Raw genomic sequence first — 24,735 nt, 5'->3', positions numbered from 1 at the left:
TTATTTGGTACGATCGGGCAACAATCAAGCTCTGCCTTTGCCGCCGGAGTTGGCCGCTAGGGGCGATCGTAATTTGTCGCATCCTTATTATTGGGCGGCTTTTACGATGATTGGTTCGCCTTGGTAAGATAGTTTTGGTTAAATCTCTTTGCTGTTATGCCGAAATTTGAAGACCAACTCGATATGGTTTATGCTAGCGATCGCGCCTGCTGGCGGCAGTGGTTGGATCAAAACTCTGGAAAGGCGATCGGAGTTTGGCTGGTTTACTACAAAGTCAAAAGTGGCAAACCAAGCGTGCTGTACAGCGAAGCAGTCAAAGAGGCGCTTTGCTTTGGCTGGATTGACAGCAAAGTCAAATCCTTGGATGCAGAAAGTTACCGACAAATCTTTACGCCTCGAAAACCCAAAAGTGTCTGGTCAACATTGAACAAGCAATATATCGAAGAATTAATTGCTGAGGGGCAGATGACCGAAGCTGGGTTAGAAAAAATTATAGCAGCTAAACAAGATGGCTCATGGACAAGTTTAGATTTGATTGAAGCATTAGTGATTCCAGCAGATTTAAAAGAAGCTTTAGAAACAGATGATACTGCAAACAGCAACTTTGCAAGATTCAACAAAACAACTAAAAAAAATATTTTATTTTGGATTCAAAGTGCTAAACGCCCAGAGACGAGATTGAGTAGAATCGAGAAAACGATATTTGCGATCGCACAAAACAAAAATCCCTTGATTCGCTGATGATGGCTGCTCAACCTTGCGAATGACTAATACCTAAGGTTCGATCGTTCGGACTTTAGTCTTGAGAAAAGAGCGGACTTTCGGGCGTACTACGAACCTTTTTTGTTATGCTAATTGACCGGACGTGATATGGTATGACTGATGACTAATTGTTAGCAGCTATCTGACTCAAGCGTTTGAGGATGCGGAGTACATCGTGTAGATTATTGGTACGATTGCTAATTCCAAATAAATCAGATGTGGCATATCGCGGTGATTCTCCGTTGACTAATTTGACAAAGATGAAACTGCCACCTGTAGCAATCATGCCGTAACTGGGTTGGTCGCGATTGGGATTTGCCAGCATATAAGCTAAGATTTGCGCCAGCCCCGCTTCGATGGAAAACGAAACTCGTTTCGATTCGATTACCATCAGCCACAATTGGTCTTTTAAAACTAAAGTGTCGAGGCTGCCTTTAATAATTACGCCTTCATCTTCTTCGGAAATTTCGACAGATTTTTCCGGTTTAATATAAAATGGGTGCAGGTAAAATTCGCCAGCAAATAACAGCGGAGAGACGATCGACAAACTGATGGTTTTTTCCAGCAGCGGCGGATACTCTAGCAAGTTGAAGTAACCCGCTTGAATCTGATCTAGCTGTCGTTTCTGAAAGTCGGTGATTTCTGGCAACTCGTCTTGCCATTCAGGGAAAAATTGGTCGTCTGTGACAAGTTGCAGGTTGAAAAGTGTTTTTAATTCTGCTAGCGTGACATTTTTAGCTTGAATAGTTTGAACCATAATTCGCTAGCCTTAATTTTATAAATATTGACAATTATATCAATTTTATGTACAATCAAATTGGATCGAGCGTGAGGACTTCAGTCCTTCTTTGATGAGGACTAAAGTCCGAACGATCGAACCGAAGATAGGCGAAGTTATAGTTTGATATTACTAATTCCAAATTTTTTGCAAATTCAGCACAAATCCCGGCAAAACATCTTCCCCAGAAAGGGTGAGAGGAGATTGTAAAACTTCAACTGGTTGGCCGGGGCGATAAATTTCTACTTCGCGTTTTTTACGGTTAATCAGCCAACCCAAACGGCAGCCATTATCCATATATTCTTGCATTTTTTCCTGAGTCTTTATCAATCTGTCACTCGGAGAAAGAAACTCGATGACAAAATCAGGACATAAGGGGATAAATTTGTCTTTTTGTTCCGATGTCAAAGCTTCCCACCGCGATTTTTCGACCCAAGACGCATCAGGAGAGCGGTTTGCACCATTGGGAAGAGTAAATCCTGTGGAGGAATCAAAGGCTTCACCGAGTTCGGTTTGGTCGTTCCAGATCCAGAGTAGAGCGCCTGCTGTTAAGTTGCGTTTCCCTGTTTCTCCTCCGGTTGGCGGCATGACGATTAATTCTCCGTTGGCGTTGCGCTCTAATTGTAAATCGCGGTGTTCTTCACACAGTTGATAAAACTGTTCGGAAGTTAGTTTCACAATGGAATTGAGATTTAATGTGATCGCAGTCATGATTATTTACCTGCTGTTTGTATGAACTAGATTAAGAACTAAAAATGGGATTATTCATTTTTAATTCTTAATTCTTAAATTCTAATTCTACTGCAATTGTTTGATGCGGTTGAGGGCGTCTTGATAGGCGCTGGTTCTGCCGCCTTGCTTGTAAAGTTCTGCTGCTTTTTGAAAGTCGGCAATTGCTTTGGGTTTGTCTTCTGTCGCCAGGTAAGCTAAGGCTCGGTTGTAGTAGGCGTCGGCAAAACCGGGGTTGGTTGCGATCGCCAGCGTGTATGCTTGAATAGCCGTGGAACCGCGGGTGGGGTCGGGCATGACGGAGATCAGCGTGCGCGCATTACCAATATTGAAATGCAATTCTGGGGTGTTCTTGGGCTTGAAAGCGAGTGCTTTGTTGAAATCGGCGATCGCCTCCCAAGCATCTCCTCGATCTAACCGAGAAAGTCCTCGAAAATAATAGGATTGGGCGTCTAGCGGATTGGCGGTGGATACCGGGCCGACGGTTGGGGGAGTATTGTCTACTTTCAACTCGGATTTGTTCATTCCCGCCGCCAGTAGCTTCGCGATAAATGTATTGATCGGAACTGCTGCGTTAAATCCGGTTTTAATCGGGGCGACTTCGCCGGAACTGGTTTGAGCAAAACCGAATTCCCCTTGTCCGTGTAAACCGATGACTCGGCCTTCGGAGTCGAACACCGGCCCGCCGCTCATACCGCTCCAAGTTACTGCCTGATAACGCAAATTGTAACCTTCGGGGCGGTTGCGCGGGCGGCTGGTAACGAGTCCGGGAGACAGTTCTGGTTCTCGTTCGGCGCCGAAGAGTCCGCCCGTAGCGGGATAGCCGTAAACGAAGATTTGAGTGCCGATGACGGCCGCGTCGGAATCGGCGATCGTCGCCACTGGATATTCTTCGGGACTTTCAAATTTGACGACGGCTAAATCGGCGTCTGTTGTTGCTGTTTGCAAGCGGGTGACTGCGGTGGCTTGATAGTTTTTGCCGATCGAGGTGCGAACGGTGTATTTCACGTCTGCTTTTTCTACGACGTGATTGACTGTTAAAACTGTGTAAGTTTTGCCGTTTTTAGCAATAATTACCCCAGAACCGTCTCCTAGGGAACTGTTAATTTGTACTGTCAGCGGCCCGGCAATACTGGCGACTTCTTGGGGAGTTTTGGCGATCGCGGGTTGGCTGATGACTATGGTTAAGGCTGCGGTGGTTCCTGCTAGCAAGGTGGCGAGGGTGTCGAAACGAGAAAAGTTTCTATTCATGGTATTGCTAATTGGTAGTTGGGTAGGGCGGTTAGCTGCTGGTGGTTTGGGATTTTTTTGTTTTTAGGTTGATTAGTGTTTTGACGCTTGGGGCGATCGGCTTTGTTCTTTACTGATAATTTTACTCGCTATTTTGTTCCGCGATTTGCTAGGTCTACAGTCACTTGTAGGGTGCGCACTGCGCATTTTCCTAATTTCAACGTATGTCGAGCGAGTTACTTGTTAATAAAACTAAACAATACATGACTCCAACTCGGTGCTTAATTCTTCTTTAGTCATCGTTCCCCGTGCGACTTGCATGACTAAATCATATGCTCGATCGTCCGTCAAATTTAGAGTGCAGCCATTCACACGCAAAAATGTATCTGCCACGGCAAAAGCGGTTCTTTTATTTCCATCAATAAATGGATGATTCATCGCTAGGTGATAGAGATAGGCGGCAGCTTGTTCGCTAATTGTTGGATGCAAAAGTTGACCGCCAAAAGTTGCTTGAGGTTGAGCCAAAGCTGACTCTAACAAGCCTTCATCCCTAACGCCGGAAGTGCCGCCAAAGCTATAAATTTGGTCTTCATGAAGTTCTAATACTTCATCTATGGAAATAAATTTAGGAGTTTGCAAGGCGACGGTAAACCTCCTCTCGTTCTTTTTTAGATTCTAGATAAGCGTTCCAAACATCACTTTTATCTGATTTTTCAGGATTTTTTGCTTTGAGGGCTAGTACAAACTCAAGCACTTCTTTCAACAGAGGTTCTGGTACTTGGTCGAGTTCTTGGAGAAGTTGGTCTTTTGCGGTCATGTTTCCTCCTAGTTATTTTACACCATTTTACAACTTGCAGAGCAGATGATCAAGGGCTACCCTTCATTCAGTGGACAGTTGACAGGTAAAACTCGGCGGTTGAAACCGCGTCTACACAAACTTTCGTCTGCCTCCGCAGACTGAAGAGTAAAGTAAAGTTACAAATTTTGCTGTTTTGTTGCCCATTGAATAATCGCCTCAGTCAATCCATCTAATGTGTATTCTGTGGCTTCTACGTCTAACTTGCCCAATAAATTTAGGCAGCTTTTGGAGGTTTCCGGGCCGATGGAGGCGATGCAAACGCTTTCTAGCCAATCCTGAGACAAGCAGAATTCGGGAGTTTTTTCGATCAGGTGGCAAAAGTTATGTACGGTTTTGGAACTGGCAAAAGTTATGATATCTATGGCTTGATTTTGGAGTGCTGTTAGGGCGATCGGATCGATTGTTTCGGGACAGCAAGATTGGTACGCTGGTACTTCGATTACTTGCGCACCTTTGGCGGTGAATTCTTTAACTAAAACTTCTCTTCCGCCGCTTTCTACTCTGGGAAATAGGATTTTGCAGTTTTCCAAATTGTCGGGGAAGTTTTCGACTAGGGAATCGGCGATAAAGTTGGGGGGGATAAAGTCGGGTTGTAGCGAGTGCGATCGCAAACTCTCTGCTGTCTTTTTCCCCACTACTGCGATTTTAATGCCAAACAAGCTGCGGGCGTCTTTGCCTTTGGCTTCTAATCGCTGAAAAAACCAGTCTACGGCGTTGTGGGAACTGAAAATTAACCAGTGAAAGCTTGACATTTGGACGATCGCGCTGTCTAACGGTTCCCAACTCGAAGGCGCACCAATTACCAATGCTGGCATTTCGATCGCGCGGGCACCGAGTTGCTGGAGTCGATCGCTAAATTGACCCGACTGAGAAGCTGCGCGGGTGACTAAAATGGTTTTTCCCGATAGCGGCAATTGGCTGTGATTCCCGCTGGTGTTGCTGTTTTCAGGCTCGATTAAATATTCGCGCAATCTAACTACTTCCCCAATGACGATCGCGCAAGGCGATAGAGATTCACCGGCTGTTTGCTGTAGAATGTTGGAGAGAGTGCCGATCCAAATAAGCTGTTCGGGGCGGCCGCAATCTCGGATAATGGCGATCGGTGTTTCGGGCGATCGTCCGTGTTTTTGCAGTTGCCAAATGATCTCGCTTAAATTGCGTCCTCCCATCAATATGACTAAAGTTTCAATCCGCACTAAAGCTTCCCATTCCAGCGCATCCGGTTCGTGGGCGCTCATCACCGCAAAACAGCGGCTCATCACCGGATCTGTGAGGGGAATCCCTGCTAGTAAAGGAGCTGCTAATGCTGATGATATTCCGGGGATTACTTCAAACTTGCACCCCGCTGCAATTAATGCTTGAATTTCAGAACTAGAGCGACCAAAAATAAATGGATCGCCGCTTTTGAGCCGAACTACTTGTTTGCCTAGCTGGCAATGTTCTACCAGCAATCGGTTAATTTCTTGTTGCTGGGCGGAAGGTTGACCGCCGCGTTTGCCAACTTCGATTTTTCGACAAGTTGCTGGAATTAATGCGAGTTGCGGGATGTCGATGAGGGCGTCGTAGATTAAGACTTCGGCTTGGGATAGCAGTTGGTGCGATCGCACTGTCATCAAGTTACAATCCCCCGGCCCCGCACCGACTAGATAAACTTTTCCTGTTGGGTTTTTCATAAGTCATCCTCAATAGTATACTTTATGCTGTATAAACATTCTTCCTTCTTCCGACTTCTATCGAACTTATTATGCAGATTATCATCATTACGGCTGCCGATGCAAATTACTTTGAACTGGTGCGAGGCACTATTTTATCGGTGCGGGAAAAATCAGAGAGTGAAAATGTGGCGATCGGCTTTTTCGATCTCGGCTGTACTTCGGAACAGTTGCAATGGCTGGAAACACAAGTTAATTTTATTGAAAAACCGGATTGGGAGTTTGACTTTCCCGGCAAAAATGAAGCGGCTGACTATCTCAAAGGACTTTTAGCGCGTCCGTTTCTGCGCCGCTACTTTCCCAATTTTGAAATCTACCTGTGGATAGATGCCGATGCTTGGGTGCAAGATTGGACAAGTGTTGAAATTTTTGTGAAAGGAGCCCAAAAACGTGGTTTGGCAGTTGTTCCAGAATTGGATAGAGGCTATTATTTAGCTTACGGCAAATTGCCTTGGTACTGGGAATTTGTTTACCGCGATTATCAAGCAGTTTTTGGCGACGAAGTGGCAAAACAGTTGCACAGTTACCCAACCATCAATGCAGGTATTTTCGCGCTGCACAAAGACGCGCCGCACTGGGAACTTTGGGCGGAATATTTAGAACAGGGCTTGCAGCGGCACGTTTCTTTGATGACTGACCAAATAGCTTTAAATCGGTTGGTTTACGGCACTGAAATGTTCGATCGCACAGAGATGCTGCCCGCTAGCTGTAACTGGAGCTGCAACTTCGGTTTGCCCGTTTGGGACAAGCAGCAAGCCTGTTTTGTGGAGCCGTATTTGCCGCACGGGGCGATCGGCATTCTGCACATCACCGGTCACAAGCACGACTTAGTAAAATTAGCAACAACCGACGGGAATCAAGTAGAAATTAGTCTCCGCTACCAACCGATACAACCCCCAGTATCTCCACAGTTAAAAACAATACAACCACAATCTGAAATCACAAACAATACTTTATTGCCGGGCGGAGACTACGTGTCGCCCGGATTGAAAATTATCCTCCCAGATGCCTACTTTCCCAACATGATTGTAGGCGACACTAATACTTGTCCCTGGCCTTACCTGCGCCGAGAAATCCCGCACAATTGGTATGTCGATAGCCGTGCGAGTTCAGTAGGATTTCTCAGCCGCGACGAAGCACACATCCTTTACAATACAGCCCTGCAATTTGCAGGTAAAAAAGCACTAGAAATAGGTTGCTGGCTGGGTTGGTCAGCCTGTCACTTAGCCCTCGCCGGAGTTGCATTAGATGTCGTCGATCCGCTGTTAGAAAGAGAGGACATCAGACAAAGCGTCATCGATTCAATTCAAGGCGCTCTCAATGCGTCTGGCGTGCAAACTACCGTCGAGCTAATACCCGGTTACAGCCCCCAAAGAGTAGAGGAATTAGCAAATCAATTTAACCGCAAATGGTCGCTAATTTTTATTGACGGAGAACACGGAGCGCCGGGCCCGTTAAATGACGCAATTGTTTGCGAACAATTTGCTGAGGAAGATGCAATAATTTTATTTCACGATTTAAATGCGCCCGATGTTGCTCAAGGTTTAGATTACTTGAAGCAAAGGGGATGGCAAACAATAATATATCAAACAATGCAAATTATGGGTGCAGCTTGGCGGGGAAATGTCGCGCCTGTAAAACATCAACCAGATCCTAATATTTTTTGGCAATTACCAGCACATTTGCAAGGTTATTCCGTCAGCAGTATTTCGGTTGTGCCAACACAGCAATTTCCAGCGCTACAACAGCGAGATTGGCAGACAATTATTGACAGCAGCAAATCGTCACTGCAAACTTCTCCTGCAAACTTTAAAAATATATTGTCAATTGTGCGCCCCTACACGCTGCTGAGCGAATCGAGACTGTTTTCTTTGTATTGTTTGGCAAAACAAATATGTGTGGAAGATTTGCCGGGAAATTTTGTCGAATGCGGAACTTGTAAAGGCGGTTCAGCAGCGTTAATTGCATTTGTAATTAAACATTACAGCCGCCGTCCGCGAGTGCTGTATGCTTTTGATACGTTTGAAGGAATGCCCGCACCTACTGAGATTGATAAACATCAGGGAATACCTGCAAATCTCACCAATTTTGGCGAAGGAACTCTCAAAGCTGCGATTAGTGAAAATTTAGATAAAATCTGTCAGTTGCTGCAAGTTACAGATATTGTGGTACCAGTTAAGGGATTGTTTGCTGAGACTTTACCCCAATACAAGTCAGCAATCGGAAGTATTGCATTTCTGCACGCTGACGGCGATTGGTACGAGTCCACAATGGATATCTTTAATACGCTTTATGACAGCGTGATTGCTAATGGTTTGATTCAGGTTGATGATTACGGACATTGGGAAGGCTGCAAGCAAGCAGTGCACGATTTTGAGAAGATGAAAGGTGAGTCATTTTCTCTGCATACTATTGATGAAACAGGAGTCTGGTTTCAAAAGTTGAAATAAACTTTTGCGCAGTTAAATTGCATATTTGGGGCGGGATCTCCGGCCAGCCCCACAAGAGTTTAATTATTTTGTGATGCTTGATATCATATCAAATCCACTCTTCATCGGAATTATTCGTCTCTCTTTTCTCTTCCTCTGTGTTCTCTGCGTTCTAGAAAGGTTAAATCACCTGACGATGCAACCGGAATTGATATCACATACAGAATAGCCGATCTAAAGCTCGTTAACAACATCAAGAAAGCGCTTAACTTGTTTTTCCCAAGTCCAATCGATCATGAAATTAGCCGCAGCTAAACCTCGATTTTTGGCTGCTTCGCGATTAGTATAAACTTGCTCCAAAGCCTCGACAACTTCCTCAACATCCGATTCTCCCCAACCTTCTACACCGGGAAAATGAGCAGTCGGTTTAACTCGTTCCTGATGCGATAAAGGATAGCAAATGTTGCTGTAAATCAAGTCTAAATGCCCGGTATTTGCTGATAAAATAGTGGGAATTCCGCAGGCCATACTTTCCATCGCCACTAGGTTAGTACCGCCTTCGCAGCGGTTGGTGAAAACAGCGCAGTCGGCTTCTCGCAAAATTTGTCCGGCGAGGTGATTGGGAATTAAGCCGATGTCGATAAAAGAGTCAACCGGCAAACCGTTAGCCGCCAACCATTGCGAAATTCCTAAACTTCCGTCGCGGTTGATATTGGGAAGTCCCGCAACATTTCCGGTTTGTTCGATTCCTAGCATATATTGAGGCCAGAAGTTGTGCCAGGTTGTGAGTAATAAAGCTTCGGGATGTTTGGCGCGAAATCGCTTGAAAGCGGCAATTATAATGTCTTGTCCTTTGCGATATTCGAGTTTGCCGCCGGAGAAGATGACGAAGCGATCGCCAAATAGATTAGATTTGGGTGCAGGATGGAAAATTGCCGGGTCAATTCCTTGGTTTACCATCGCCACATTAGCCAAGCCGCAGCTTCTCAAAACATCGGCATTCCAGTGGGAACCGGCGACAATGGCGCTGTATTTTTTGGCTTTTTCTAGGGCGGCGGCAGAGATGCGCGTATCTTCAAAAAAGATGACTCCGACTTGACAAGCGCTGGTAATTTGGTTTTCGACTCCCGAGGATGCTAAATTATTCCCTAAAGCATAAAGTACGGGAAAGTTGCAGGTAATCTGTTTGTCGGAATTCGCGGTTACTAATTCCTGAAAATCTTTCTGTTTTTCTATTGCAGGTAATAACAGCGATTTGTGCAGCGGATTGATGGATTCTGAAGCGATGGATGGGGGTGCTAAAAGTGCAACTTCCCAGGCGGGATTTCGCAGCAGTTGCAGTGTTAAATTCATGCCGTAAATTCCCCAGCCGCTGGTGATGCTGACTGGCCAACTAATTCCGATTCCGGTTATTTGGGGTGGGGTTTCTGGGAGGGGATTTTGAGGCCCAGCCTCTGGATATGCGTTACCAATAACAGCCTGGGAACGAGGCCCGGAAGTAGAAATTAGCTGTTCTAGGGCTGCTTTGATACGATCGCCCACGCCTACCCAATCACCCGGTTTTTGCTGCCTAAACAACCGTGCAGCGGGATACCAAGGACTGTCTTCGCGCTCCAACATCCAGCGCCAATCGGGGACGAAAGACAGCAAAATCCAGACCGGTTTGCCTAAAGCACCAGCCAAATGAGCAATAGAAGTATCTACGCAAATTACTAAATCGAGTTGCGAAACAATCGCCGCGGTGTCGGCAAAATTGATGCAATGTTCGCTCAAATCTCTAATTTGCGGTTGTTGGTTTAACAAAGCGCGATCGCCCGCCGACAAATCTTTCTGAAGGCTGTAAACACTGACTCCCGCAACATCTAAAAAATTCACAAACTCGGTGAATTTGCAAGAGCGATCGCGATTCTTGCGGTGGAGCGGGCCGCCCGCCCAGACAATGCCTACTTTTAGTTTGTTGGATTCTAGAGTAACTTTTGCATCCGGCGGCGCAGCTAAATAAGGAATATTTGCAGGTATATTTTCTAAAGTCGTTGCCAAAATTCGTGGCAAACTTAACAGCGGTGCTTGCACGTCAAAATCCACGCACTCAGTGGGGCGCACTACTACGCGATCGACTCCGGCGATACCTTCAAATAAAGGCTTGAGCAAGACATGACAAGCCACAACAACTGTGCCACCTTTTTGTTTGACTAAAGATGCGTAGCGGACAAACTGAATGGTATCGCCCAAACCTTGTTCTGGGTGCAGCAAAATTGTTTTTCCCTGTAAATCTGAACCGTCCCACAGCGGTTGCGCGAAAAATCTCGGTTCCAATTCTTGAGTTTTCCAGCGCGATTCGTACTCCCGAAAGCCCTGTTCAAAATTCCCAGTTAATAGCAAAGCTAAGGCTAGTCTCAGGTGCGCTTCTGGTGATTCTGGACATAGTTGAATTGCTTTAGTATAGCAGTCGATGGCATCAGCAAATTTTCCTTGTTCTTCGAGGGCGCTACCTAAATACAAATTCGTTTCGCCGAGATGGGGATTTGTTTTTAGGGCTTGTTGGTAGTGCCAAATTGCTGCGGCTATTTGTCCGTTTTCCTGTTTGTAATAACCTAAATAACTGTGGGCTCCGGCGTGGGTGGGCGAGGCGGCGATTACTTGTTCGTAGCGCGCGGCGGCGTCTGCTTTTTGACCTTTTGTTCGCAAGGCATTTGCTATGTGAAACTGTATGTCAATTTCGGTTAGTGCGTGGGGAACGATCGCGCTTGGGGGTTGTAGCTCTTTCCTTGCAAAAAACGAGGTTGTTAATTCTTGCAAGGCAGTTTTTACGCGATCGCACACTCCATCCCAATCACCCGATTTTTCCTGGCGAAACAGCCGCGCCGTGGGATACCAGGGGCTGTCTTCGCGCTGCAACATCCACCGCCAATCTGGCATAAAACACAGCAAAATCCATACGGGTTTACCCAAAGCACCAGCTAAATGGGCGACAGCAGTATCGGCACAAATGACTAAATCTAGTTGCGAGATCAGGGCTGCGGTATCGGCAAAATCGTTTAACTTGTGGCTCAAATCTATTACGGGCGTTTGAGTTAACAAACTAAGATCGGGAGCCGAAACTTGTTTCTGAAGGCTGTAAAAACTTACGCCGGGAATATCTAACAACTTGAGGAAATAGCTTAAATCGAGCGATCGCACAAAATCCTTCAAATGTTCCGAACTTCCCGCCCAAACCATCCCTACTTTGAAAGTTTGAGGGGAATTAAGCGCAAAATCCCCGCCAGCCGGCGGCGTCAGATAAGGAACATTTGCGGGTATGTTTTCTAAATTTGTCCCCAGAATGTGCGGCAAACTCATCAGCGGTGCTTGCACTTGAAAATCGGGCAATTCTTCCATCCGCACCGCCACTTGTTCGATGCCGGGAATCTGCTTGAACAAGCGCTGCAATTCTTGATAGCAAGAAATGATGACTTTGCCACCTTTTTGCTGCACAATTGCTGCGTAGCGCACAAATTGAATGGCATCGCCCAAACCTTGTTCGCAGCGGAGCAAAATAGTTTGCCCGTTCAAATCTGAACCGTCCCAAATCGGTTGCTCAAAATGCAACCGCGGTAAGTTTTTCGCTTGTTCAGTTTGCCAGCGCGACTCGTATTCGGCTAAACCGCGCGCCAAGTCCCCAGATAACAGCAAAATTAAGCTTAAATTGAAGCGAGCTTTCACACAGTTTTTATCAATTTCTAAGGCTCGATTGTAACAGGAAGTAGCTTTGTTTGCGTCTCCTATTTGTTCGCAAGCACTGCCTAAGTTGGTCAGGGCTTCTACATAGTTTGGTTGCCACAATATGGCTAGCTCCAAATTATCAACTGCCTGTTCTATTCGCCCCATTTCTAAGTATAAATTACCGAGCTGATAGTAGGTTTTGGGATTGTTTGGCTCTGCTGCAATCGCTCGCTGGTAAAGCCGTTCGGCGTCTTCTGGCTGAGATTTTGCTTGCATCGCTACGCCCAAATTTAACAGCGCTGACACGTAATTGGCATTGATGGAAAGTGCTTGCTGAAAATAGGCGATCGCACTTGAGAGCTCTCCCTGCTGCTGGAGTGTGGCGCCGATGTTGTTGAGAGCTTTGACGTAAAGCGGATTTAGGGCGATCGCCTTTTGAAAGCAAATCACAGCCTCGGCGGTATTTCCGCTATCTTGCTGCAAAATTCCCAAGTTATTTTGCCCTTGAGGGCTGTTGGGGTCGATTTCGATCGCGCGCTGATAATAGACAGCAGCTTCGGCTAAATCGCCTGTTTGGTGCAGCGTCACTGCTAAATTAGTAGCCGACTCGATCGAATCTGGCTGCAAAACCAAAGCATTCTTAAAATACGCGATCGCCTCGATTAATTTTCCTTGGGATTTCAGCAGATTTCCGCGTTCAAACTGTTTCTTAGCTAGTTCCAGATTCGACTGAGTGGCTGCGGGGGGTAAAGCGGCTTGATGCTGGGATATTTTTTCAGTCAGCGCCAACGAAACTCGTGCTAAAACTGCTTCCCAATCGCCCCGCTGGGGCTGGCGAAACAGCCGTGCCGTCGGATACCAAGGACTGTCTTCGCCCTCCAACATCCACCGCCAATCCGGCACAAAACACAGCGCCACCCACACCGGTTTACCCAAAGCACCGGCCAAGTGCGCTACAGAAGTATCTACAGAAATCACTAAATCCAAAGCCAAAATCGCCGCCGCAGTATCCGCCATGTCGTGCAAATGAGAGCTTAAATCTGCGATCGGCAATTGGTCTAACAAAGCGCGATCGTCTGCGGTCATTTCCTTTTGCAAACTGTAAAATTCTGCTCCGGGAATCTCTAACAGTTTTGAAAACAAATTTAACGGTAACGAGCGCACCTTATTTTGTGAATGTTTGGGATTTCCCGACCAAACAATTCCCACTTTAAATTGATGATTTTTAGGTAAATAACATTTTAAATCGGGCGGCGGAGCTAAATAAGGAACTTTTGCTGGGATTGTTTCTAAAGTTGTTCCCAGCAGATAGGGCAAACTCAATAGCTGCGCGCACACTTGAAAATCTGGTGCAGCTTCGGGGCTGACAATTAACATATCGATTCCCGAAACTTGAGCAAACAACCGCTCTAAGTGCGGCAAACACCAAAAAATTACCTTGCCGCCTTTTTGCTTGACTAACTCTACGTAGCGCACAAACTGAATTGCATCGCCCAAGCCCTGTTCTGGGCAAACCAAAATTGTTTTTCCTGCTAAATCTTTGCCGTCCCAAACAGGCTGGTGAAAGCTGTGTTGGGGAAACTGTTTTTGTTCAACCAGCAGCCGCCATTCGTACTCGGAAAAACCGCGCTGCAAATCTCCCGCCAGCAGCAATGCTAAACCTAAATTTAGATGAGCTTCCGGGGTGGCGATATTAAATTCTACTGCTTGGCTGTAGCAGGTGACAGCAGCGGCCAACTCGCCGCGATGTTGCATAGCAGTTTGGGAACTGTTGAGGCTATTGAGATCGGCTGGTTTGAGTTCGCTGGCGCGATCGTAACAATCGATCGCCTCTGCGATTTTTCCCGTTTCCTCAAAAGCTTTAGCCAGATTGTTCCAAGCTGCTGGAAAGTCGGGTTGCAGGCTCAAAACTTGCTGGTAGCAGGCGATCGCATCTTCGATTTTCCCCTGTTTGTGCAGGACAATTGCCAGATACCAGCGAACTGCTGCATGATTTGGAAACTTCCCAATCGCTTGCTGGAAAACGGCCACAGCCTCATCTAACTTGTCTTGCTGTTGCAGCGAATTCCCCAAAGCGATCGCAGATGCTGCTAAATTCGGCCCTACGGCCAGAGCGCGATCGTAAAATTCGATGGCGCGAGCAATTTTGCCCTGCCGGATCGAGGCGTAGGCTAAGTTGTGCAAGGCGTGAAAATAATTCGGCTCGCGATGGAGCGCTTGTTCGTAATTCGCGATCGCCAGCTCGTAATTCGCGATCGCTTGCACTTCCTGTCCTTGTTCCTCCTGCACAATTCCCAAATTTAAATAAGCCGCCGCGCAATTTGGATTTAGCTCAATTGCCTGCTGGTAAAGCTTTACAGCCTCCTCAATTTCCCCTTGCTCGGAGCGCAGCACGCCCAAATTCACCAGCGCTTCGGCGCAATTCGGGTTCAAAGACAGCGCCCGCTCGTATTGGGCGATCGCCCCTGCTGTGTCCCCTGCTTCCGCTAGGGCGCTGCCCAAATTGCTCGCAGTTTCGCCCAAATGCCGATCGATGGCGAGAGCTTGACGGTAGTGCGCGATCGCCTCTGTCAATTGCCCGCTTTGCTGTTTAACCACGCCTAAATTGCTGTGGGCGGCGGCGTAATTCGGATCGATCGCGATCGCCCGCTCGTAACAGTCGATCGCACCGCCAAAATTTCCCTGCTGCTGCAAATCCCGGCCCGAGCGAAACTCTGCATCCGCCGCCTCAGACGGCGCTCTCGGTGGCGCAACCAGGCTCCCCAAAGCTTGCGCCACGCGAGCGAAAACAGGTTCCCAATCGCCCCGCTTTTTCTGGCGGAACAGCCGCGCCGTCGGATACCAAGGACTGTCCTCGCGCTCCAACAACCACCGCCAATCCGGCGAAAACGCTAGCAAAATCCAGACCGGCTTGCCCAAAGCCCCCGCCAAATGGGCGAGGGCCGTATCGACAGCAATCACCAAATCGAGTTTGGCGATCGCAGCAGCAGTATCGGCCAAATCGCCAAAATGCGGGCTCAAATCGACGATCGGCGTTCGATCCAACAAAGCGCGATCGATCTCGGGAACCTCTTTTTGCAAGCTGTAAAAAGTTACCCCCGCCACGTCCAAAAGCGGTAGAAACTGACTTAAACTGCAAGAACGCTGCATATTTTTGCGGTGTTTGGGATTTCCCGCCCAGACAATCCCAACTTTCAGATTGCGATCGGGTAAAAGCGCAAATTCTGCACCAGCAGGTGGAGATAAATAAGCAGTAGTTGCGGGGATTTTGTCAAGTGTTGTACCCATCGCGTAGGGCAAACTCAACATCGGCACTTGCACGTCAAATTCCGGCAGCGGCTCGCCCCTAACTATCAGCAAATCAATCCCCTCAACCGTTGCAAACAAACGCTGCACTTGCGGGTAACAGCCAACAATTACCCTACCGCCTCGAGCTTTAACCATCGCAGCATAGCGCACAAACTGAATCGAATCGCCCAAACCTTGTTCAGCGTGCAGCAAAATAGTCTTTCCGTGCAAATCGGAACCATCCCACAGCGGCCGGTATTCTCTCGCCGAAACTGCGGTTTCCTGCCCCGTTAAAAAACAAGTATGTCCGGTTTGAAATTCTTTAATTTTCCAGCGCCATTCGTATTCGGCTAGACCATTTTCCAAATCTCCCGACAGCAGTAAAGCCAAGGACAAATTCAGGTGAGCGCTAGCATGATCCGGACTCAAACTAATCGCCCGCCTGTAACAGGCGATCGCATCTTCCAGCGCTCCTTTTTCCAGAAAAGTCCTGCCTAAATTGTTGATAGCTTCCACAAAATCCGGCAGCAACTCCAGAGCTTTGTGATAATATTCCAGCGCCGCTTCTAAATTGCCCTGTTGTTGCAGCACTGTTCCCAGATTGTTGTATGCTTCCCAGCTATGCGGCTGAATTTCTAGCGCCCGCCGATAGAGATCCATCGCCCTTAACTGCTCGCCCTTTTCTTGCAGCGCCACCGCTAAATTAATCAGTGCGGGTACGAAATTTGGTTCGGCTACTAGAGCTTGTTCGTAATGGGCGATCGCCTCTTCGACTTTACCTTGTTCCTCAAAAATCTTTGCCAAGTTGTAAGCTGTTTGAGGAATATTTGGATCGATCGCCAAAGCTTCTCGGTAATGCGGGATAGCTGCATCTAACTCGCCGTTTTCTTGCTTGAGAAAGCCAAAATTAATCCGCGCTTGCACGCAATTTGGTTCCAGAGAGATGATTTGTTCGTAAAGCGCGATCGCCTCTTCTTTCTCGCCAGTTTCCATTAAATGTTCGGCTTGCCGCAATAAATTCTCTAACATCACAGAATTTGCGATCGCCAATGTCTCAACTTCCGACAATTCCTTGACTGCGGAGCCGTTAGCGGGGGCTTCACCCGCTGTCAAAAATCTTTGTTTGCTCTCACTGGCGCCTGTGATTGAGAGCCCCGCCGCAGGATTCACAGTCATTGTCAGCGGATGATTTGGCGCCAAATCCTCGCAATCAGCAGCAGCATTGGCGATCGCAAATAAACTCAAAGCCGCGTGTACTTCCTGAAACAATTCTTGCCAACTTTCCCGCTGCTTTTGGCGGAAAAGCCTTGCAGTTGGATACCAAGGATTGTCCTCGCGCTCTAGCAGCCAGCGCCAGTCAGGAGTAAAAGACAGCAACACCCAAACTGGTTTTCCCAAAGCACCGGCTAAGTGCGCCACAGAGGTATCGACAGCAATCACTAAATCCAGTTGAGATATCGCCGAAGCTGTATCAGCAAAGTCGCTCAGGTGCGCGCTTAAATCCGGTACAAGGTGCTGGTTGAGCAAAGTGCGATCGTTCTGGGACAAGTTTTTTTGTAAACTATAAAAAGCAATTCCCGGCACATCAAAAAATCCCACAAAATCCTGCAAATTGCAAGAGCGATCGCGATCTTTGCGGCGATTCGGACTTCCCGCCCACACAATCCCCACCTTCAACTTTGCATCAGAAGCCAGCGCAAACTTAGACTCAGCAGGCGGACTTAAATAAGGAACATTTGCAGGAATTGTTTCGATAGTTGTCCCCAAAATTCGCGGCAAACTCATCAGCGGAGCCTGCAAGTCAAATTCTGGCAAATTCTCAAAAGAGACTGATAAATATTTAATCCCGCCAACTGTCGCAAACAACCGCATCAGTTCCGGATAGCAAGCCACCATAACTTTAGCGCCTCGGCTGCACAGAATCGGCGCGTAGCGAATAAACTGAATCGAATCGCCGAAGCCTTGCTCGACGTGCAGTAAAATAGTTTTTCCCCGCAGATCCGAACCATCCCAAAGCGGCTGTTGAAACGGCCTCGGTTGTAGTTGGGGAGTGCGCCACCGCCACTCGTACTCAGCAAAACCTCGCTCAAAATCTCCAAATAACAACAAAGTCAAAGCTAATTCCAGGTGGGCGATCGCATTGTCTGGCTGCAATTCCAAGGCTCGACAGTGACACCAAAAAGCCTCTTGAAATTCTCCTATATCTACCAAAGCGTGTCCGAGGTTGTTAATAGCATCCACTAAGTCTGGTTTTAAGCTTAAGGCTTGGCGGTAATACGATATTGCTGCTTTTGTATTGCCTTGTTCGTGGTAAAATGCTCCCACATTGTTCTGAACATCGGGATTGTTTGGTTCTAGTTCTAGAGCTTGCTGGTAGCAGTTGAAAGCTTCGTCGGTTAATTTACCTTGCTGCTGCAAAACTCTTCCCAATCCCAGCAGAGAAAATGTCAATCGAGGATTTATTTTTAAGGCTTGTCTGTAACTAACTTCTGCATCGTTTAATTGATTTTTTTCAGTAAATATTTTTGCTAAATTGTGCGCACTTTCCAGCAAGTTGGGGTCGAGGGAGAGCGCTGTTTGATAATATAAAATTGCCGAGTCTATTTCGCCCGAGTGCTGTTTGAGCCAGCCCAAATTATTGTATGCTAGTGCCGAATTAGGCTGAATTTTGATGACTTGTTCGTAACTGGCGATCGCCCTTTGAGTTTCCCCGACATCCATCAAAACATGAGCTTTGTTTAAATGTGCTTCTACAAAATCGGGGTTGTGGGCGATCGCGCGATCGTAAAATTCCATCGCTGAGGCAATTTTTCCCTGCTGTCTCAGCGCTATTCCCAGCAAACACAACACATTTGCTGACTCCGGCTGCGTTTCCAAAATTTGCCTGTACAAATTTTCAGCTTCTAACAAACGCCCCGCTTGATGATATTCCCAAGCTATGTTCAAAGAATCTTCAGCACGCATTTTAACGGCAGATTTTTGTGATTTTTTCTTAGAAGAAGCCATAGTTGTCTTTGTTGTTTGGGAGTTCGCTAACTTGTAATTACTAACTTATTTGAATCCGTTAACTCTTCCTACCTTCTGCATTTGCTGTCCGGGATAAATATCTACGCTTTGGTGTGCTGTCTTGCACTCTTAAAAAATTAACCCTTTTTAGACTAGACAATCTAATTGCTCCTTCTTCCGACTTCCATTTCTCTTCTTCCTGTCAACTCTCAACTCTCAACTCTCAACTCTTCCTTATTTCTTCAATCAACCCTCAAGCGGTCAACCCTCAAGCGGTCAACCCTCAACTGTCCCTTCTTCTAGCCCAACCAACAAGCTGCTGGAAAAATCAAATATTCTAAGAAAAACAACTTCCAGATAAACTGATAAAAATCAGTAATTGCTTTGGGATCGTCCAAATCAACTTTGAAACTCCAAAACCACATCAAACCCAAAGCCGTCAAATGAGCCAAAGCCAAAAATCCGAAATTAATGTTAGACAACACGACTGCTGCCGCTAAAATCGCGCCCAAATAGCAAACCGTCAGTACCCAGCGAGACAAATTAAACACAGCAGGCTTGCCCAGCTCGATCGTCAACGTACTAATATTGTATTGTTTGTCGCCCTCCATGTCGGGAATATCTTTAAAAATCGCGATCGCCAAAGTAAACACCACCACAAACACCGTCAACACCCAAACTTCCGCGGGTATCTCAAAAGACACACTGTTTAAACTCCAGCCCGAAAAAACGCTTTTCGCCCGGGACAAACTCAACACCCAATTAAAGTGCAGAAACAGCCCGAGATTGACGATCGCCCCCCGCACGCCCAAAATGCACAGCGCCGCCCAAAAAGGAAACCGTTTCAGCCGAATTGGCGGCAGAGAATAAGCAGTCCCAATCACCAAACTCACGCCAACTGTAGCCAGCAAAAACGGGCCTTGCAAAAGTGCAATCAACACTGCTAAAATGCCCGTGCTAAGTACGATCGCCTCTCCAGTTTTGCGAGAAAATGCTCCCGAGGCGATCGGCAAATACGGCTTATTGATTTTATCAATTTCCACATCTTCTAACTGGTTCAATCCCACAATATAAATATTGCCACAAATGCAAGCCAACCAAGCACAAGCTAGGGGCAGAAATACCGGATTCACCAACAGCCTGTTGCTTTGGGCGATCGCATACAAAGCCAGCACGCTCAACGTAGTCCCGACGATCGTATGCGGCCGAGAAAACTCCCAAAATGCCCTCACCCAGCTTTGCGGAGCCGAGCCATTTTCCCGCTCAATCCAAGACTTGCCGATCGAATCGTTGCTCATAAATCACACAACTGCCACAAAAAATAACATTCTCTAGGGTGCCGAACACCTTACACTTCGTCTCAACAATCGCCTAAAACCCTTTAAATCTCTCGTCTGTCGCCCATTCCCCTTCAACGGGGCCCACGAAACAGAGAGTATCCAGTCCGCCCTTTCAAAAAGCAGTTAGGGGCGATCGGGTTTCACAGTCAAACAGTAGACTCATACTACCTTCGATCGCCAGTTTACACCAATACTTCAGAGCGCCTTAGCCCTTAACTGAACCCTCAAAAATTCTCCGCTCCATCCCTAAGATTTTACAGCACAAATCAACCCAAAACGAATCAATCCGCTCTCATATCCCCGACTCATCAATCCGAGAGCAAGTGCAGCTTGAACAGTCGTCCAACCGCTAGTTAGCAAACCCCAAATCGCGCTCGGAGTCAAAGCAGAATCTATCACCACATCCCAAAACGGAGCAACCGCCTTTGACCAATCAGCGCTGCGAATACTTGTGAAAGGCAAACTGCGAACAATTTCCTCGTATTCCGGCAAAGAAATCACATAAGGCAAAGCATAAACCCGGTAAATTTCTGCCAATTCCCTTCTCTCTGCATCAGTCAATTCTCCCCTCGTTTCTCCCAGCGGGCGGTGACACCAAGTTGCTAGCATCAGAGTTCCTCCCGGCTTGAGCACGCGGCAGCATTCCTGCAAAAACTTAATTTTGTCCGGCATATGTTCGCCGCTTTCGAGCGACCAAACCAAGTCAAAGGACTCATCGGGAAAAGGCATATTCAAAGCATCTGCTACCAAAAAATTAACATTGCTTTCGAGTCCAGCAATTTTTGCGCGTTCCGTTGCTCTGTTTGCTTGTACCGGACTCAGAGTAATTCCCGTAGCACTGACGCGATCGACTCCACCATCCGACTTTAAATTATTTGGCGCGATCCTCTTCGAGGGCTGCGCTAACGAGCTAAACTTTTGAGTCAAATACAGGGTGCTCCCGCCGATCCCGCAACCGACATCCAGAATCCGGTAAGGTTCCGATCCCGCTGGAGCTGAGGTTATTCCAGCCTGGCCCAGCAGTTCTTCGATCAAATCAATTTGAGCCTGTCGCCGCTCTTTTTTCAAATTACCATCCGGGCCGTAGAACCCGTGGTGCATATGTTCGCCCCACACCTGCTCCCACAAACCGCTAGAAGCGTCGTATAGTTGCTGAATTTGCTGGTAAAGTGTTGATGTCATGGCCGGATCGCAAGTTATTAAAGGAATTTTACCGTTATTTCCCGATGTTGTCATCGAATTTTGCTATTTTGGGCGATCGACCTGGGCCACTCGCACTCGCAGAGATGTCCTGATTTCCAGCCGGGCGATCGATTTATGGGCTACCTCTCAACTCTCAAATCGATTTCTGGGTTCCCTTTCAAATCCGAAATTTCCAATTCTTCAATCTCCAATTCTTCAATTCTTCAATTCTTCAATCTCAAATCTAAAATAGAATGACTGTCTCGCGAACCATTGCTTTGGGCTTTCTCGCCGTCATTACCGCAGGTGCTCTATTACTGATGATGCCCTTTTCCACAACTGATGGAACTTGGAGCGATCCAATAACAGCACTGTTTACCTCTACTTCCGCTGTCTGCGTCACCGGCTTGTCGGTTGTCGATGTCGGAAAATATTACTCTTTTTGGGGGCAACTGTGCCTAGTTCTTCTGGTGCAAATAGGAGGGTTGGGCTACATGACAGCCACGACTTTCTTGCTGCTGTTAGTCGGCCGCCGCTTTGGCTTGAAAGAGAAAATTGCCCTGCAACAATCTCTTGACAAATCTGGACTAGCCGGCGTAGTCCAACTCGTGCAGTCAATTCTAGCAACAACCCTGTTGTTTGAATTAACTGGAGTGTTTTTGCTGATGTTGGTTTTCGTCCCCCAATACGGATTTAAAGACGGTCTGTGGTCTGCTATATTTCACAGCGTTAATTCCTTTAACAACGCCGGGTTTAGCATTTATTCAGATAATTTGATCGGCTACGTAAATTCGCCTGTAATTAACTTCACAGTCACGGGTTTGATCGTATTTGGAGGAATCGGCTATCAAGTAATTATGGAAATGTACCTGTGGCTGCGCGATCGCTTCAAAAAAAGCCCGATTTGCACAGTGTTTTCCCTAAATTTTAAAGTCGTTACCAGTACAACTGCTTTCCTTTTAATTTTAGGAACCCTCGGATATTTTCTGCTGGAACAAAACAATCCAGCAACTTTAGGCTCTCTAAATTTTCCGCAAAAGGTGATGGCAGCTTGGTTTCAATCAGTTACTCCCCGCACGGCAGGATTCAATACAATTGACATCGGCAAAATGAGCGAAGCCGCGCTATTTATGACGATCGCACTCATGTTTGTCGGCGCCAGTCCCGGAAGCACCGGCGGCGGCATCAAAACCACAACTTTCAGGATATTGTTTAGCTGTACTACAGCAGTTCTCGAAGGCCAGGAAGAGGTGGAGTGCTATCAGCGTCAAATCCCGCCGCCACTGATTCTGAAAACTATTAGCGTAGTCTTCGGTTCCCTGGTGGTCGCCTTCGGATCGGCAATTTTAATTGAGCTGACCAATCCCGAACTAGAATTTATCCAAGTGCTGTTTGAGGCAGTGTCAGCTTTTGGCACAGTCGGCCTTTCCACAGGGATTACAGCCAAGATTTCGGCGATCGGTAAATTAATTTTGATTGCTACAATGTACATCGGTAGGGTTGGCATATTACTACTGATGAGCGCAGCTTTCGGCGACCCCAAGCCCAGACCTTTTAAGTATGCTGAGGAAAGTTTGTTAGTTGGATAGAAAAATTCTGTCTGTTTGCTGATAATCTAAATATTGGGTAACAACCCAAATCCACTTTACTATTTACTCAAAAATCAAAAGGAGGCGGCGCTGTCTCTGCTAAAGTTTGAAAAGCAAGACCTTCAGCGCTGAATATGAGCGTGAACCTTTCATCTTTGAATTTTTTTCGCAGTTTGCGCGCCGAAAACAAGCAGTTTGCAGTTATTGGTTTGGGACGCTTTGGCAAAGCTGTGTGTTCGACTCTGCACGGCTTGGGCTACGAAGTCCTAGGAGTTGACTCCGACGAAAAAAAAGTAACTCAAGCTTTGAGCGATCGCATTTCGGCTCACGTTGTCCAGTTAGATTCTACCGAGCCTAGCGCTCTGGCCCAAGCCGGTATATTTGAATTTGAAACAGTGATTGTGGCGATCGGCAATTATTTAGCAGAAAGCATTACCACCACCCTCAACCTTAAGGAAGGCGGAGTAGCTCACGTAATCGCCAAAGCTTCCTCGGAAACTCACTTAAAACTGTTGAAAAAAGTCGGCGCCGATCATGTCGTTTTTCCCGAACGAGAAATGGGCTGCTCTTTGGCTCGGATTCTGACACAACCCAGCATTTTAGAACGCTTTGACCTCGACCCAAATCACAGCATCGTTGAGTTGGTCGTTCCTGAAAAGTTTGACGGTAAAACGATCGCCGAATTGGATCTCCGGCGCAGGTATGGTTTGAACTTGCTAGCAGTCGGTCGCGGCGACAAGTTCGAGATCAATCCCCAGCCAAACGAACGATTGACAAACGGCGAGGTGATGGTAGTAATTGGTTCTAATAAAGATATCAATCGCTTGCCAATTTAACAGCTCTCCCTTTGACTCGATCGATATATAAGGTGCTTGTGGCGCACCTTATATTTCAATACGCTTGGCTTAACGCTTTTTTGTGATTGCGCTCCAACAAAGCAATCGCAGTATATATTTTTCACATGGTTTGATAGACTCAACAGAATAGACTTGAATTGCATAAGTCTTCGATCGATACAGAAACCGCAGATGTCAGACAGATAAACGCAGATAAACGCAGATAATTTCAGGGTGTTTTCCGATTTTTGCAATTCAAGTCTAATATAAGCCAAGCGTATTGCCTTATATTCTGTCCCAAGAGAACCACAGCTTTATATTCCAATACGCTTGGCTTAATACTTTTTTGTCCGAAGAGAACTTCCCCGCGCGCCAATCTGTATATATTTTTCACAGGGTTTTATAGAACCCATTTGACATCTTTGAGTTTTTGGGTTGGGTGACGAAAAATATAGAGAAAAACCTGTTTCGGAGATTTACGCTCGTGGCGAGAAACCGGGTTTATACGATTTTTTGGGTTGGGTGACGAGAAATATAGAGATCGACCCGGTTTTTGAGATTTACGGAAAATAGATATCACATGGTTTTATAGACTGAACAGTCTTAAGCCAAGCGTATTGCTTTATGTTCTAATTTTTAACCGAAATATCTCAATTGAATTTCACCAATACAGGGCTGGCTTGGTTCGTTGCGCCGTCCTCTGACAACACAGCCGACATCACAGCCAAGAGCGAAAATTTTCACAAAAAAGTAGAAGCACCCGATCGCACTAAGCCTGAAAATTCAGCCGGCTTTCAAAATATCTTGCAAGTAAACTCTACCCAAAACCAGTACCGCCAAGACTAGAGCGAGTTCAACAGGCCAAGGACATACAGCCAAAAACCAAATTAACGAACACACTCCAATAATTGCAGCTATGGGAGCCGGAATCCCGTCTAACGTTCTTTCGTTAGTCCCAGCAGTCACCCACCCAGCAATCAAGCAGACGGTCAATGGAATCAAGCAAGTTGCGATCATGATTTTTACCCCATTAAATTTTTTGACATCTGGCCTCTCAGCCTATTGTAACGATACATTAATTTTTTGAAAATGAACACCAAATTGAGATAAAATTTAATGTTAAGTAATTACAAAGCTTCACCAATAAATACTAAATTTTTGCTGCCTCATCTCTCTTTTGGCAGAAATATACAGGCAAACGCCGGAATGTGGCGATTGAGATTCGCGCACCAGACCTGAAAGCTTTATACCTTGAGACCAATTGCCGCGGGCTGATATCTGCAAGCTATACTG

At 46.6% G+C, this 24,735-nt stretch carries 14 protein-coding genes; 4 read left to right on the top strand and 10 right to left on the bottom strand.

From position 1 onward, the window contains the following. Positions 1–156: 156 nt before the first annotated feature. Positions 157–741, top strand: coding sequence for a YdeI/OmpD-associated family protein (locus QT974_RS00850; protein WP_333466654.1), 585 nt, complete (start codon positions 157–159; stop codon positions 739–741). Positions 742–886: 145 nt separating this feature from the next. Here the strand turns inward: QT974_RS00850 and QT974_RS00845 are convergent, their stop codons facing one another. From QT974_RS00845 to cobA, 6 genes are all read right to left on the bottom strand, one after another. Beyond that, the gene (locus QT974_RS00845) at positions 887–1,519 is read right to left on the bottom strand and encodes a restriction endonuclease subunit R (protein ID WP_333466653.1); all 633 of its coding nucleotides are present in this window, start codon (positions 1,517–1,519) and stop codon (positions 887–889) included. 153 nt (positions 1,520–1,672) lie between these two features. After that, positions 1,673–2,251, bottom strand: a complete 579-nt coding sequence (locus QT974_RS00840) for a Uma2 family endonuclease (protein ID WP_333466652.1) — start codon at positions 2,249–2,251, stop codon at positions 1,673–1,675. Positions 2,252–2,338: 87 nt separating this feature from the next. Beyond that, positions 2,339–3,520, bottom strand: coding sequence for a tetratricopeptide repeat-containing serine protease family protein (locus QT974_RS00835; protein WP_333466651.1), 1,182 nt, complete (start codon positions 3,518–3,520; stop codon positions 2,339–2,341). A gap of 231 nt (positions 3,521–3,751) precedes the next feature. After that, positions 3,752–4,138, bottom strand: coding sequence for a type II toxin-antitoxin system death-on-curing family toxin (locus tag QT974_RS00830; protein WP_333466650.1), 387 nt, complete (start codon positions 4,136–4,138; stop codon positions 3,752–3,754). Continuing rightward, positions 4,125–4,316, bottom strand: coding sequence for a DUF2281 domain-containing protein (locus QT974_RS00825; RefSeq protein WP_333466649.1), 192 nt, complete (start codon positions 4,314–4,316; stop codon positions 4,125–4,127). The genes QT974_RS00830 and QT974_RS00825 overlap by 14 nt, the downstream gene beginning before the upstream one ends. A gap of 158 nt (positions 4,317–4,474) precedes the next feature. Then, positions 4,475–6,031, bottom strand: coding sequence for a uroporphyrinogen-III C-methyltransferase (gene cobA / locus QT974_RS00820; RefSeq protein ID WP_333466648.1), 1,557 nt, complete (start codon positions 6,029–6,031; stop codon positions 4,475–4,477). 71 nt (positions 6,032–6,102) lie between these two features. Between cobA and QT974_RS00815 the strand changes: the two genes are divergently transcribed. Continuing rightward, positions 6,103–8,520: a class I SAM-dependent methyltransferase gene (locus tag QT974_RS00815; RefSeq protein ID WP_333466647.1), complete on the top strand. Its 2,418-nt coding sequence runs from the start codon at positions 6,103–6,105 to the stop codon at positions 8,518–8,520. A gap of 213 nt (positions 8,521–8,733) precedes the next feature. Here QT974_RS00815 and QT974_RS00810 read toward each other — a convergent pair whose 3' ends face one another. From QT974_RS00810 to QT974_RS00800, 3 genes are all read right to left on the bottom strand, one after another. Continuing rightward, a complete protein-coding gene (locus QT974_RS00810) occupies positions 8,734–18,495 on the bottom strand; it encodes a tetratricopeptide repeat protein (RefSeq protein ID WP_333466646.1) in 9,762 nt (3,253 codons plus the stop codon). A gap of 299 nt (positions 18,496–18,794) precedes the next feature. Next, complete coding sequence (locus QT974_RS00805; RefSeq protein WP_333466645.1) at positions 18,795–19,793, bottom strand: homogentisate phytyltransferase; 999 nt, start codon at positions 19,791–19,793, stop codon at positions 18,795–18,797. Between the two features lie 288 nt (positions 19,794–20,081). Then, complete coding sequence (locus QT974_RS00800) at positions 20,082–21,017, bottom strand: methyltransferase domain-containing protein (RefSeq protein ID WP_333466656.1); 936 nt, start codon at positions 21,015–21,017, stop codon at positions 20,082–20,084. A 254-nt stretch (positions 21,018–21,271) separates the two neighbouring features. Here QT974_RS00800 and QT974_RS00795 point away from each other — a divergent pair, with 254 nt between their 5' ends. Both QT974_RS00795 and QT974_RS00790 read left to right on the top strand, forming a co-directional pair. Continuing rightward, complete coding sequence (locus QT974_RS00795; RefSeq protein WP_333466644.1) at positions 21,272–22,606, top strand: TrkH family potassium uptake protein; 1,335 nt, start codon at positions 21,272–21,274, stop codon at positions 22,604–22,606. Positions 22,607–22,746: 140 nt separating this feature from the next. Further along, positions 22,747–23,442 (top strand): potassium channel family protein, encoded by a 696-nt coding sequence (locus tag QT974_RS00790; protein WP_333466655.1) that lies wholly within the window; start codon positions 22,747–22,749, stop codon positions 23,440–23,442. Between the two features lie 783 nt (positions 23,443–24,225). Here the strand turns inward: QT974_RS00790 and QT974_RS00785 are convergent. Continuing rightward, positions 24,226–24,459, bottom strand: coding sequence for a hypothetical protein (locus tag QT974_RS00785; RefSeq protein ID WP_333466643.1), 234 nt, complete (start codon positions 24,457–24,459; stop codon positions 24,226–24,228). Positions 24,460–24,735: the final 276 nt, after the last annotated feature.

Source organism: Microcoleus sp. BM001215392 (genome assembly GCF_036700185.1).
Taxonomy (GTDB): domain Bacteria; phylum Cyanobacteriota; class Cyanobacteriia; order Cyanobacteriales; family Microcoleaceae; genus Microcoleus.
Note: the sequence above shows the minus strand (reverse complement) of the source record. Positions and strands in the feature narration are given on the sequence as shown.

Coding starts and splice junctions, on each gene's coding strand:
- QT974_RS00850 (WP_333466654.1), top strand. CDS start 157: ATGCCGAAATTTGAAGACCAACTCGATATGGTTTATGCTAGCGATCGC.
- QT974_RS00845 (WP_333466653.1), bottom strand. CDS start 1,519: ATGGTTCAAACTATTCAAGCTAAAAATGTCACGCTAGCAGAATTAAAA.
- QT974_RS00840 (WP_333466652.1), bottom strand. CDS start 2,251: ATGACTGCGATCACATTAAATCTCAATTCCATTGTGAAACTAACTTCC.
- QT974_RS00835 (WP_333466651.1), bottom strand. CDS start 3,520: ATGAATAGAAACTTTTCTCGTTTCGACACCCTCGCCACCTTGCTAGCA.
- QT974_RS00825 (WP_333466649.1), bottom strand. CDS start 4,316: ATGACCGCAAAAGACCAACTTCTCCAAGAACTCGACCAAGTACCAGAA.
- cobA (WP_333466648.1), bottom strand. CDS start 6,031: ATGAAAAACCCAACAGGAAAAGTTTATCTAGTCGGTGCGGGGCCGGGG.
- QT974_RS00815 (WP_333466647.1), top strand. CDS start 6,103: ATGCAGATTATCATCATTACGGCTGCCGATGCAAATTACTTTGAACTG.
- QT974_RS00810 (WP_333466646.1), bottom strand. CDS start 18,495: ATGGCTTCTTCTAAGAAAAAATCACAAAAATCTGCCGTTAAAATGCGT.
- QT974_RS00805 (WP_333466645.1), bottom strand. CDS start 19,793: ATGAGCAACGATTCGATCGGCAAGTCTTGGATTGAGCGGGAAAATGGC.
- QT974_RS00800 (WP_333466656.1), bottom strand. CDS start 21,017: ATGACATCAACACTTTACCAGCAAATTCAGCAACTATACGACGCTTCT.
- QT974_RS00795 (WP_333466644.1), top strand. CDS start 21,272: ATGACTGTCTCGCGAACCATTGCTTTGGGCTTTCTCGCCGTCATTACC.
- QT974_RS00785 (WP_333466643.1), bottom strand. CDS start 24,459: ATGATCGCAACTTGCTTGATTCCATTGACCGTCTGCTTGATTGCTGGG.